This is a genomic window from Shewanella colwelliana ATCC 39565 (genome assembly GCF_000518705.1).
Classification (GTDB): Bacteria; Pseudomonadota; Gammaproteobacteria; order Enterobacterales; family Shewanellaceae; genus Shewanella; species Shewanella colwelliana.
In genome coordinates this window covers 31,589-44,678 of record NZ_JAEC01000013.1, presented here as the reverse complement: position 1 = coordinate 44,678, position 13,090 = coordinate 31,589, and the positions used below count along the sequence as shown (strand labels likewise).

The 13,090-nt window shown below is 46.5% G+C and carries 11 protein-coding genes and 2 tRNA genes; all 13 read right to left on the bottom strand.

Translation table 11 applies throughout. The features are described from left to right. Positions 1–17: 17 nt before the first annotated feature. Complete coding sequence (gene truB / locus L876_RS0107595; RefSeq protein ID WP_028763254.1) at positions 18–965, bottom strand: tRNA pseudouridine(55) synthase TruB; 948 nt, start codon at positions 963–965, stop codon at positions 18–20. Then, positions 965–1,387, bottom strand: coding sequence for a 30S ribosome-binding factor RbfA (gene rbfA / locus L876_RS0107590; RefSeq protein ID WP_028763253.1), 423 nt, complete (start codon positions 1,385–1,387; stop codon positions 965–967). The genes truB and rbfA overlap by 1 nt, the downstream gene beginning before the upstream one ends. Before the next feature lie 51 nt (positions 1,388–1,438). Next, a complete protein-coding gene (gene infB / locus L876_RS0107585) occupies positions 1,439–4,096 on the bottom strand; it encodes a translation initiation factor IF-2 (protein ID WP_028763252.1) in 2,658 nt (885 codons plus the stop codon). Between the two features lie 26 nt (positions 4,097–4,122). Beyond that, positions 4,123–5,622 carry a transcription termination factor NusA gene (gene nusA / locus L876_RS0107580; protein WP_028763251.1) on the bottom strand — a complete coding sequence of 500 codons (1,500 nt, stop codon included), beginning with the start codon at positions 5,620–5,622 and terminating at the stop codon, positions 4,123–4,125. A 27-nt stretch (positions 5,623–5,649) separates the two neighbouring features. Next, complete coding sequence (gene rimP, locus L876_RS0107575; protein ID WP_028763250.1) at positions 5,650–6,105, bottom strand: ribosome maturation factor RimP; 456 nt, start codon at positions 6,103–6,105, stop codon at positions 5,650–5,652. A gap of 161 nt (positions 6,106–6,266) precedes the next feature. Beyond that, positions 6,267–6,343: transfer RNA gene (locus tag L876_RS0107570), tRNA-Met, on the bottom strand. A gap of 106 nt (positions 6,344–6,449) precedes the next feature. Then, positions 6,450–6,535 (bottom strand) — tRNA-Leu (locus L876_RS0107565). Positions 6,536–6,656: 121 nt separating this feature from the next. Next, positions 6,657–7,001 carry a preprotein translocase subunit SecG gene (gene secG / locus L876_RS0107560; RefSeq protein WP_028763249.1) on the bottom strand — a complete coding sequence of 115 codons (345 nt, stop codon included), beginning with the start codon at positions 6,999–7,001 and terminating at the stop codon, positions 6,657–6,659. A gap of 1 nt (position 7,002) precedes the next feature. After that, positions 7,003–7,785 (bottom strand): triose-phosphate isomerase, encoded by a 783-nt coding sequence (gene tpiA / locus L876_RS0107555; RefSeq protein WP_028763248.1) that lies wholly within the window; start codon positions 7,783–7,785, stop codon positions 7,003–7,005. Between the two features lie 176 nt (positions 7,786–7,961). Next, positions 7,962–9,293 carry a phosphoglucosamine mutase gene (gene glmM, locus L876_RS0107550; protein ID WP_028763247.1) on the bottom strand — a complete coding sequence of 444 codons (1,332 nt, stop codon included), beginning with the start codon at positions 9,291–9,293 and terminating at the stop codon, positions 7,962–7,964. Positions 9,294–9,368: 75 nt separating this feature from the next. Further along, on the bottom strand, positions 9,369–10,154 hold the full coding sequence (folP, locus tag L876_RS0107545; protein ID WP_051413035.1) for a dihydropteroate synthase: 786 nt from the start codon (positions 10,152–10,154) through the stop codon (positions 9,369–9,371). Between the two features lie 270 nt (positions 10,155–10,424). Further along, a complete protein-coding gene (gene ftsH, locus L876_RS0107540) occupies positions 10,425–12,371 on the bottom strand; it encodes an ATP-dependent zinc metalloprotease FtsH (protein ID WP_037428203.1) in 1,947 nt (648 codons plus the stop codon). A gap of 54 nt (positions 12,372–12,425) precedes the next feature. Next, positions 12,426–13,055 (bottom strand): 23S rRNA (uridine(2552)-2'-O)-methyltransferase RlmE, encoded by a 630-nt coding sequence (rlmE, locus tag L876_RS0107535; RefSeq protein WP_028763244.1) that lies wholly within the window; start codon positions 13,053–13,055, stop codon positions 12,426–12,428. Positions 13,056–13,090 lie beyond the last annotated feature (35 nt).

Sequence of the window (13,090 nt, the reverse complement as noted above, 5' to 3'; positions counted from 1 at the left end):
GCCTGCGCTTGCAAGCGTTATGCTTGCTGATCGCGTAATACAATCAAACGTTTCGGTGCCAGCAAGCCATCGTCACTCATCGCACCAATGCCGACAAACTTGCGCTCTTCACCTAAGGTGATACGGACTAACTCATCCACAGGTAGATTAGGCACCTGAACCGGATTACCATGCATCAAATACGTGGCGATATCGTCGGTAACATTGATCTCTTTGAAATTACTGACAGCTGTATCCATCGGTAACAAAAGTGGATCTAATCGCGTTTTAGGAGGCTGTTCCTCAGCTTCGGCTTGGGCTAAAAGTGCCTCTAACTGTTCCAGCGTTACCATCTTGTCATAAGGGTAACCAGCAACACCGGTACGACGTAACATGACAACGTGAGCCCCACAGCCTAACATCTCGCCTAAATCATCAGTGATAGTGCGGATATAAGTCCCTTTAGAGCAATGAATCTCTAGTGTCAGCTCATCCCCTTCAAGCTTGATAAAATTAAGCTCAAAAACTGTAATTGGGCGAGCCTCTCTAGGTACTTCAATCCCCTCACGAGCATACTTATAAAGCGGTTGCCCCTGATGCTTTAATGCTGAGTACATAGAGGGAACTTGCATCGTATCCCCTCTAAAGTGCTCTAACGCTTCATCCAGCTGCTCTTGGGTAAAATCCACAGGGCGAGTTTGCACAACTTCACCATCAGAATCACTCGTATCAGTACGAACACCAAGCTTTGCCGTCACCAAATAGCGTTTGTCAGCATCAAGCAAGTGCTGAGAAAACTTAGTCGCTTCCCCTAAACAAATCGGCAACATACCTGTCGCTAAAGGATCTAGCGCACCTGTATGGCCAGCTTTGGCAGCATTATAAATGCGCTTAACGCGCTGCAGTGCAAAGTTAGAACTCATCCCAGTGTCTTTATCGAGTAGCACTATGCCATCAACAAAACGACCTTTAGGTTTACGAGCCATTACTTATCACCTTGCTCTGTTTCACCGCCATCAGCCACGTCAGAACCATGCTGCTTTGCTTTCGCTTCGTCTGAGCTAATCACTTGGCTTACCAAATTAGACATGCGCATACCTTCAACCAGCGACGCATCGTAGATAAAACGAATTTCCGGCATTACTCGGAGTTTCATGCGCCCAGCCACTAACGAACGCACATAACCTGCAGCGGTTTCGAGTGCGGCCAGCTTTTCCTCAACGACAGCTTTATCTTCTTCAAAGAAGGTCACATAGACCTTTGCGTAACTCAGATCTCGAGACACATCAACATCGTTCACAGTAACCATGCCGATACGAGGATCTTTAATATCGCGCTGTAATACTTGAGCAAGTTCTTGTTGAAGCTGCTGAGCAATACGACGAGTACGACTAAATTCTTTTGCCATAATTATTGCATCTCTTAACTAAAAAAGGCGGCTTACGCCGCCCCTTTTCGATTATAAGGTTCGAGCGATTTCGACCGTTTCGAAGACCTCTATCTGATCGCCGACTCTGACGTCATTATAGTTCTTCACACCGATACCACACTCCATACCATTACGTACATCATTAACGTCATCTTTAAAGCGACGAAGTGATTCTAGCTCACCTTCGTAGATAACAACGTTTTCACGAAGCACGCGAATTGGAGTGCTACGCTTGATGGTACCTTCGGTAACCATACAACCTGCGATAGCACCAATCTTAGGCGATTTGAATACATCGCGAACTTCAGCAAGACCAATGATCTCCTGCTTGAATTCAGGTGCAAGCATGCCCCCCATAGCGGCACGAACTTCATCGATAAGATGATAGATAACGCTATAGTAACGAAGATCCACGCTCTCGCTATCGATAGTTTTACGCGCTTGCGCATCGGCACGAACGTTGAAACCAACCATAATAGCGTTAGACGCTGCTGCAAGTGACGCATCAGTTTCCGTTAATCCACCTACACCACTAGCGATGATGTTAACTTTAACTTCATCGGTAGAAAGCTTATTCAGTGAATCAGAAATCGCTTCAAGCGAGCCCTGTACATCGGCCTTAAGCACGATGTTAAGTTCTTGAACTTCGCCTTCAGTCATATTAGCGAACATGTTCTCAAGCTTAGACTTCTGCTGACGAGCAAGCTTAACGTCGCGGAACTTACCTTGACGGTAAAGAGCAACTTCACGTGCTTTACGCTCATCGCGTACAACAGTTGCTTCATCACCAGCAGATGGCACGCCTGAAAGACCCAAGATTTCAACAGGAATCGATGGACCTGCTTCAGTAATCGCTTTACCGTTCTCATCTTTCATTGCACGGACTTTACCGTACTCAAGACCACAAAGAACGATATCACCTTGCTTAAGTGTACCTTCTTGGACCAGTACCGTTGCAACCGGACCGCGACCTTTGTCTAGCTTAGACTCGACCACGACACCAGCAGCCATCCCTTCACGAACCGCAGAAAGCTCAAGTACTTCAGCTTCTAGCAAGATCCCTTCAAGTAACTCATCAACACCTTCACCAGACTTAGCTGAAACGTGACAGAACATGTTACTTCCGCCCCAATCCTCAGACATTACGCCATGTTGTGAAAGTTCAGACTTAACACGATCAGGATCAGCTTCTGGCTTATCCATCTTGTTTACTGCAACGATTAGCGGTACACCGCCCGCTTTCGCGTGCTGAATCGCTTCAATCGTCTGTGGCATTACACCATCATCGGCAGCAACAACTAGAATAACGATATCAGTCGCTTTAGCACCACGGGCACGCATTGCGGTAAACGCGGCGTGACCAGGAGTGTCTAAGAAAGTGATCATGCCGTTTTCAGTTTCAACGTGGTATGCACCAATGTGCTGTGTAATACCACCGGCTTCGCCTGATGCAACTTTAGCACGACGAATATAATCAAGTAGTGACGTCTTACCATGGTCAACGTGACCCATGATGGTCACAACAGGCGCACGAGGCTCAACCTTAATGTTGCCATCACGGTCGGAAAGCACTTGATGCTCTAGCTCGTTTTCGCGAGTTAGGACAACTTTATGCCCCATCTCTTCAGCAACCATCTGCGCAGTTTCTTGATCAAGCACTTGGTTAATCGTAACCATAGAGCCCATCTTCATCATCTGCTTAATGATTTCTGTTGCTTTAACAGCCATCTTCTGAGCAAGTTCAGCTACAGTGACTGTTTCACCAATGCTGATATCACGAGTAACGGCTGCCGCTGGCTTATTAAAGCCATGATCCATAGACTCAGGTGCATTACGCTGATTACGGTTATTACGACCACCGCGAGTATCTCTACCACCGCGTTTCTTATTGCCTGCCGCTTTATTTCCGCCAGCAGGTTTACGAGGACGACGACCGCGTTTCTCTGCGTTCATGTCAGCAGTATCTTCTGCCGCGCGCGCTTCAGTTGAAGTCGTTACGTGGTGATCGGCACTCTTTTCAGACTCTTTACGAATACGCTCTTCTTCAGCCCAACGCTTTTCGTTCTCTTCAGCTAGACGACGCGCCTCATCGGCGGCAGCTTTAGCTTCTTCATCAGCTTTCTGCTTAGTCGCAGCTTCTTTTGCAGCTAGCAAACGCGCTTCTTCAAGCTTGGCTGCTTTTTCTTCAGCCGTTTCAGCAATTGCAGGCTTAGCTTCAGCGGCTTTCTTTGCTTTAGCTTCTGCATCAGCTTTTGCCTTGGCTTTCGCAGCGGCATCAGCTTCGGCTTTCGCTTTAGCATCTGCGTCGGCTTTCGCCTTGGCAGCGGCTTCGGCTTCTGCAGCCGCTTTAGCTTCCAGTTCAGCCTTCTCTGCAGCTTCTGCCTCAGCAGCCGCATCGCGCTTAACAAAAGTACGCTTCTTACGTACTTCTACTTTGATATCTTTTGACTGACCACCGCTGCCGGCAACACTGAGTGTTGACACAGACTTACGCTGTAGTGTCATTTTCGTTGGTGCCGCATCGCCACCATGTTGTTTCTTTAAAAACTCAAGCAACTGCTGCTTCTCTTGTTCAGAAACCGTGTCACTCTTGTTCTTTTTAATACCAGCCTCAGAAAACTGCTCAACTAATCGATCAGCACTCTTCCCTACTTCTACGGCTAGTTTTTCTACTGTAGTATCTGCCATCTGTAAAATCCCCTCTGTTGATCGACTTATGCTTCTTCGCCAAACCAACAGATATTGCGGGCTGCCATGATGAGCTCACCAGCCTTTTGTTCTGTTAATTCTTCAATCTCGATCAAATCATCAATGCCTTGTTCGGCTAAATCTTCAAGCGTAATAACGCCTTTGCTTGCGAAAACATACGCCAAATGGCGCTCTAAACCTTCTAGGGCAAGCAAATCTTCGCTCGGCTCAGCACCGTCAAGTGCTTCTTCGGACGCCAGAGCCCGTGTAGAGATAGCGGCTTTTGCACGCTCTCTCAATGCTTCAACGATATCTTCGTCAAAACCTTCGATGTCCAATAGTTCCGCTTCTGGCACATAAGCAATCTCTTCTAATGAAGTAAAACCTTCATCAGCAAGTACCTGAGCGAAATCTTCATCGACATCCAGTGAAGCAACAAACAAATTAACCACCTTCGCACTTTCTGCTTGGTGTTTAGCTTGCATATCCGCCACTGTCATTACATTTAGCTCCCATCCCGATAACTGGGTGGCTAAACGCACGTTTTGGCCATTACGACCAATAGCTTGTGCTAATGAATCTGCTTCAACAGCAATATCCATTGAGTGATTGTCTTCATCTACAATGATTGATGCAACATCAGCAGGCGCCATCGCGTTGATAACAAACTGAGCTGGATTATCATCCCAAAGCACGATATCTACACGCTCACCGCCAAGCTCATTTGAAACTGCCTGAACACGTGCACCACGCATACCAACACAGGCACCGATAGGATCGATGCGACGGTCATTTGACTTAACTGCAATCTTAGCGCGAGAACCCGGATCACGAGCCGCACCCATGATTTCAATCATCTCATCAGCAATTTCAGGTACTTCGACGCGGAAAAGCTCGATTAGCATATCTGGCTTAGTACGTGTCAAAAATAGCTGCGCGCCACGTGCTTCTGGACGTACCGCATACAGCAGTGCGCGAACACGGTCGCCAGGACGGAAGCTTTCACGAGAAATGAGGTCTTCTCTAAATAATACCGCGTCAGCGTTATTACCCAAATCAACCACTACACTTTCACGATTACTCTTCTTCACCACACCGGTGATCAACTCACCTTCTTTCTCGCGGAACTGGTCTACGATTTGGGCGCGCTCGGCTTCACGTACTTTTTGTACGATCACTTGCTTAGCCGTTTGCGTGGTAATACGGTCGAAAACAACAGATTCGATCTCATCTTCGATGTAGCCACCGATTTCGACTTCTGGGTCTTCATATTTTGCCGCTTCAAGAGTGATCTCACGAAATGGGTTTTCTAACGCTTCACCATTATCGTCAACCACCATCCAGCGACGGAATGTTTCGTAAGCACCAGTCTTACGGTCGATAGCGACGCGAACTTCGATATCGCCTTCATATTTTTTCTTGGTTGCTGTGGCTAGCGCAATTTCCAACGCTTCGAAAATCTTTTCGCGTGGAACTGCCTTCTCATTTGAAACCGCCTCAGCGACTAGCAGAATCTCTTTATTCATCCTCTTGCCTCGTTCACCTTGAATCCATCAAAACTTAGCGATTAAATTGCCTTTACGGATATTATCCAAGGCAATAATCAGTGCGTTGCCATCAACAGTTAGAGTGAGCATTTGCCCCTCAATACCGGTGACAGTACCTTTTAAATTACGACTACCCGCTACAGGCATAGTCAATTGAACCTTTACAGTTTCACCCATGTAGCGTTCATACTGCGCTGCATTAAATAGCGGTCTGTCGACGCCAGGCGATGAAACTTCTAATGTATATTCGGTAGAGATAGGGTCTTCGACATCAAGTACGGCGCTCACCTGACGGCTAACATCAGCACAATCTTCAATAAAAATGCCATTCTCATTATCAATATATACACGCAGAATAGAGTGCTTGCCTGCTTGCACGTAATCAATGCCCCAAAGACTGTGGCCTAATGCTTCAACTGGTGCAGTCAACATCTGTTCCAGTTTGCTTTCTAAAGTTGCCAAGGTAGCTATCCCCCGAAAAACAAAAAAGGGCATAAAGCCCTAGTACGACATCGCTTCTAAGCGATATTTCAAAAGTCCAGATAACAAAAAACCCCGTAATAACGAGGTCATAGCATTCAGAACCTGTTTCAGAAGCAGATGTAAATCTGATTCTGAGAAGCTGGTTGCGGGGGCCGGATTTGAACCGACGACCTTCGGGTTATGAGCCCGACGAGCTACCAAACTGCTCCACCCCGCGTCAACTGCTGCAATTATATTGATAGTTATCAATATTTGCAATAACAAAGCGACTAACCAATCACTTTGCTATATTCAAAATCAATCTAAAAGAGCGATTTAGAATTTGGTGCGGATGGGGGGACTTGAACCCCCACGAGCATAGCTCACCACCCCCTCAAGATGGCGTGTCTACCAATTCCACCACATCCGCATGTGATCGTTACGCTTTACTGTTTTCACCTTTGTGAGATAAATTGAGGAAACTATCTCAGTGTAAACAGTAGGCCCTATTTATTAGTTAAATAGCACCTAGATTTAATCATTATTAAATCTTAGTCAGGGATCTTATCTTCTGACTTATCGGCTTCGTTTACAGCGTCAGTCACTTGTTCAGTTACTGCAGCCGCATCTGCGCCTAACTCTTTCCACGAATCTTCAGATTTTGCATGGTTTGCACTTAAGTTACCAATGGTAAGACTTAGTGCGAAAAATGCTACAGCTAAAATCGCGGTAGAGCGTGTTAAAAAGTTACCTGAACCAGACGATCCAAATAATGTTGCTGATGCACCGGCGCCAAATGAGGCTCCCATATCAGCACCTTTACCTTGTTGGATTAGAATTAGGCCAACTAGACCTAGTGCAACCAACAAGTATATAACCATTAGAACTTCGTACATATTATGCGCTCATTGCTATCGAACATAAACTTAAAAACTCGGTAGAGTTCAAGCTTGCACCGCCTATCAGTCCACCATCTACATCAGGCTGAGCAAATAGATCTGCTGCATTACTCGGTGTTACGCTACCACCGTACAAAATCCTGATATTCTCTCCAATAAATGGAGATACTTCAGAGAGACGTTTGCGTATAAACGCATGAACTTCCTGTGCCTGCTCTGGCGTAGCGCTCTTACCTGTTCCTACGGCCCACAGAGGCTCGTAAGCGATAATTGCGTTATCAAAAGCCATGGTGCCATTTTTCTCAATGACCACGTCTAACTCTTCAGCAATCACCTCAAAGGTGCGTCTTGCTTCACGAGCTGGACCCGACTCACCAACACAGAGTATTGGGGTCAAACCGTGCTTTTGTGCTGCAGCGAACTTCTCCGCTACGATATCACTAGTTTCGCCGTACATACGACGACGTTCGGAGTGGCCGATAATCACATATCGACATCCTGAATCTTTTAACATCTGGCCTGACACTTCGCCAGTATAGGCACCAAAGTCATGTTGACTTAGGTTTTGCGCACCCATTCTAACTAGGCAACCGTTCAAGGCTTCCTTATTTGCGTCAAGCTGCTGACGTACACTTTCCAGAAATATACTTGGCGGACATAAGACAACTTCCGCTGAATCATTTTGAAGCTTGGTAGCGAATTTAGTGAATAGTTCCTGCGCAAGTTGTGCAGTACCGTTCATTTTCCAGTTACCAGCGACCATTGGACGTCTAAGGGCCATCACTGTCTCCTCTGAAAGCGGCGTGAATAATAGCGAACCACTTGTTAAGTTACAATACCTAAATCTCGAAATTTTGCGATAAACCGTCGAAGCGCTTACTTTTTATGCTTAACGTCGGTGCTATGCGCAGGAATTAATCTATTCGCGACTAACTCCTGTATCGAGGATTACGCGCTTTATACTAACGCCCGAATAGCGTCAGCAATAGTATTGGCATGGCGTGTTACATCTGCCGCCACATCGCCTTCAACCATGACTCGGATTAGCGGTTCTGTGCCTGACTTTCTCAATAATACTCGGCCACGTTCACCAAGTTGCTTTTCAACCTCTGCTTGCGCACTAAGAACAGACTCTGATACGAGCGGATCATGGCTGCCTTCAAAACGCACATTAACCAGCACCTGAGGTAACATTTTAATCCCTTCGGTGAGTTCTTCTAATGTGGCGTCTTTGCGGCGCATCGCCGCCAACACAAGGATTCCTGCAACAATGCCGTCCCCTGTCGTACCATGGTCAAGATTGAGAATATGCCCTGAGTTTTCACCACCAATACGCCACTCGTGCTGCTTCAATAACTCCATTACATAGCGATCGCCCACTTTAGAGCGCACAAACGGAATATCACGGGCTTTCAATGCTAAATCCAAACCAAGATTTGACATTAACGTGCCAACCACACCACCTTTTAGCACCCCTCTATCTTGGGCATCACACGCCAAGATATAAAGAATTTCGTCACCATCGATCACTTTACCATGGCGATTAACCATCATAATACGGTCACCATCGCCATCCAGTGCAATACCTAAATCCGCCTGCTCTGCAATCACTGTCTCACGGATTTTACCCATTGAGGTTGCGCCCACCTCATGGTTAATATTGATGCCATCGGGCTTATCACCGATAGCGATGACGTCTGCACCCAGCTCTCTAAATACATTCGGTGCAATATGATAGGTTGCGCCATGAGCGCAATCGACGACAATTTTAAGTCCGTGGAGCGTATGCTCAGCAGGGAAGTTACCTTTGCAATACTCAATGTAGCGCCCAGGTGCATCATCAATACGCGATACCTTACCCAATAGATGAGATTCTACGCAGGTTAACTCTTTTTCCAATTCGGCTTCTATCTCTAACTCGATGGCATCACCGAGCTTACTGCCGTCAGTTGAGAAAAACTTAATCCCGTTGTCATAATAGGGGTTATGTGAGGCACTGATCACGACACCTGCTTCTGCACGAAATGTTCGCGTTAGATACGCGACTGCAGGTGTAGGCATTGGTCCCATTAACATCACATTCAGTCCGGCCGCCGACAAGCCCGCTTCCATCGCTGATTCAAAAAGATAGCCCGAGATGCGTGTATCCTTACCGATAATGACTTTCTTGGTACCCGTTCGCGACAATACACGCCCAGCAGCCCAACCCAGTTTCAAAGCCAATTCAGGGGTCATCTTGCCAGCCCCTACTTTGCCACGAATGCCATCTGTTCCAAAAAATTTTCTCAATTGACTAACCTCTAACGTTTGTAAACGTATACATTTTTATTTTCGGCATATCGCCATGCCGTAAATATCTATTCGTTATAATGCATCATAATACTTGCATGCTTGCATGACCTTGATCATATCCATGGTTTCTTTTACATCATGGACTCGCAATATATGAGCGCCGCGCTGCACTGCAATCATGGCTGCTGCGACACTGCCAACGACACGTTGCTCTACCTCTACCTGTAACAAGTTGCCAATCATGCTCTTACGCGACAAACCAATCAATAAAGGTAGCTGGAACTCACTAAAATCGGCTAAACGATGCAGCAGTTCATAATTATGTGAAAGCGTTTTACCGAAACCAAATCCGGGGTCGAGCACCAGTCGCTCCTTAGCAATACCGGCGGCCATACAAGCTGCTACGCGTTCATGAAAAAATGTGCTGATATCTTTAATAATATCGCCATATTCTGGTGATGCTTGCATAGAGCGAGGCTGGCCTTGCATATGCATCAGGCAGACTGGTACCTGTAACTTAGCGGCAGCCGCTAGCGCGCCAGGCACCTGTAAAGCACGAACATCATTAATTAAATGTGCACCTGCAGAGACAGCTGCGGACATCACTTGAGGTTTACTTGTATCCACTGAGATGCAAACATCGTGAGTATTACCCACATATTCGATGAGTGGGATAACCCTATCTAACTCTTCTTGAAGCGAAACATCTTTGGCACCGGGTCGCGTCGACTCCCCACCAATATCGATAAACGCAGCACCGTCAGCGACCATCTGATCCGCATGTCGACAAGCGCGCTCGATGCTGGTGAACTTCCCACCATCTGAAAATGAATCTGGGGTCACATTGAGTATCCCCATAACCTGTGGCACGCTAAGATCTAACCTTTTGTCTGCACAAGTAAACAGCAAAGCTCAACCCTCAGTATTGTCTATACAAATTTTTAACGTTGATGTGCGACTTAACAGCGCAGCAGCACCCCTCTACAAACCTAAACAGGGTCGCAGAGCAAGGTAACATCACTCACTGTATCGTCCACGATGTAGAAACACTATGCGAATCAATAACAAGAAAACCCCTTTCGGGGTTTTCTGAACTCACTGACTAACAACCGCTCTAGTGTCAATCAGCTATTTTGCTACAGGTGACTCATCAGTGCTGTCAGCCACAGACGTTTCAACCTCTTCGGGCTCAGCAGCATCGTCAATCTCTTGCGCTTTGCCACCTTTATCACCGTTGCTACCATTCTCATCCATATTCCAATCGGCTGGCGCACGAACTTCACGACGCGCCATTAGATCATCAATCTGTGATGAATCAATGGTTTCATACTTCATCAATGCATCTTTCATTGCATGAAGTATGTCCATATTTTCAGTTAGGAAAGTATGGGCTCTTTCGTAGTTACTATCGATAAGAATTTTCACTTCGTCATCAATGACTTTGGCTGTCTCATCAGACATATGCTGTGACTTGCCCATACTACGACCTAAAAAGACTTCATTTTCATCTTCGGCATAGAGGACAGGACCAAGCTTCTCAGAGAAGCCCCATTGCGTCACCATGTTACGTGCAATCGATGTCGCATACTTAATATCCTGTGATGCGCCTGTCGATACGCGCTCACTGCCGTAGATAAGCTCTTCGGCTAAGCGGCCACCGTACGCCACAGAGATTTGACTCTCTAGCTTTCTACGGCTCTGACTAATAGCGTCGGCTTCTGGCAAAAAGAAGGTCACACCTAAAGCACGGCCACGAGGAATAATAGTCACCTTATGCACAGGATCATGCTCAGGCACTAAGCAACCAACAATAGCATGGCCAGCTTCGTGATACGCGGTCATCTCTTTTTCATCTTCAGACATCACCATGGTGCGACGTTCTGCACCCATCATGATCTTATCTTTAGCGCTTTCAAATTCTTCCATGCCAACGACGCGGCGGTTACCACGTGCAGCAAATAGCGCCGCTTCGTTAACTAGGTTAGCCAAATCGGCACCAGAGAAACCTGGTGTACCACGGGCAATAACACTCGCTTTGACATCATCGGCCAACGGCACTTTACGCATATGGACTTTGAGGATTTGCTCGCGGCCACGCACATCAGGCAAACCAACAACAACCTGACGGTCAAAACGACCTGGGCGCAACAATGCTGCATCGAGTACGTCTGGACGGTTAGTCGCCGCGATAACGATAATACCTTCGTTACCTTCGAAACCATCCATCTCAACTAGCATCTGGTTCAACGTTTGCTCACGCTCGTCGTGACCACCACCAACACCAGCGCCACGTTGGCGACCTACGGCATCGATTTCATCAATAAAGATGATACAAGGTGCAGATTTTTTCGCTTGCTCGAACATGTCACGTACACGGGATGCACCAACACCAACAAACATCTCGACGAAGTCAGAACCTGAAATAGTAAAGAATGGCACTTTAGCTTCACCAGCTATCGCCTTCGCCAGTAGTGTTTTACCTGTACCTGGAGGACCAACAAGCAAAACACCCGTTGGAATACGGCCACCAAGCTTTTGGAATTTAGTGGGTTCTCTAAGGTAATCAACCAACTCTTTAACGTCTTCTTTGGCTTCATCACAACCTGCAACATCACCAAAAGTCGTCTTAATCTGGTCTTCACTCATCAATTTGGCTTTGCTCTTACCAAACGACATCGCGCCTTTACCGCCACCGCCTTGCATCTGACGCATGAAGAATATCCATACACCGATAAGCAGTAACATTGGGAACCAAGAGATAAAAATCTGGGTCAAAAAACCTGACTCTTCGGCTTCCTGGCCTTTCATGGTGACACCTTTACGATCAAGATCATTGATAAGATCTTGGTCATACATTGGCATAATCGTTGTGAACTTTTCACCAGTCCGTTTAGTGCCTTCAATAGTGCGTTGATCGCTCTTAACTTCGACAGTATTTATCTGTCCAGAACGCACGTCATCTAAGAATGCTGAATAATCCATCTTCAACGAAGTTGATGAAGAGGGGGAGTAGCCCTGAAACACTGACATCAACACTACGGCGATGACAACCCAGAGAATTAAATTTTTTGCCATATCACTCAAAATTACTAGACCTCATAAAGTCTTGCGGTTACTGACGTTAGGTTACTACAACTTGTATCCTGTCGCCACAAGATAGACTTCACGCGAACGCGGTCGCGAAGAGTCTGGCTTACGTGTTTTAACGGTTGTAAATGCTTCTTTAACCGCCTTCATATACTCATCAAAGCCCTCCCCCTGAAAGACTTTGACAGCAAAACTTCCATTTGGTGCCAACACTTGATGACACATATCAAGCGCCAACTCCACCAAATACATGGCCCGGGGTTGATCAACACCACCCGTGCCACTCATATTAGGCGCCATATCAGAAAGCACAACATCGACTTTAGCATCACCCACCCGCTCAAGTAAGGCGTCGAGAACTTTCTCTTCACGAAAATCTCCTTGAAGAAAATCGACACCAACAATTGGGTCCATAGGCAAAATATCACAAGCAATTACTTTGCCGTTATCACCGGCTAACTTCACTGCAATTTGCGACCATCCACCTGGTGCTGCCCCTAAATCCACCACAGTCATTCCGGGACGGATCAGTTTGTCTTTCTGTTGTATCTCTTCGATTTTAAACGCGGCACGGGAACGCAGCCCACGTTTTTGCGATAACTTAACATAATGATCATCGAAATGTTCCTGCATCCAACGGGAGGAACTTGCTGTTCGTTTTTTACCTGACATTTAAAATCCGCAACAAATAAAAGTTACACAAAGGC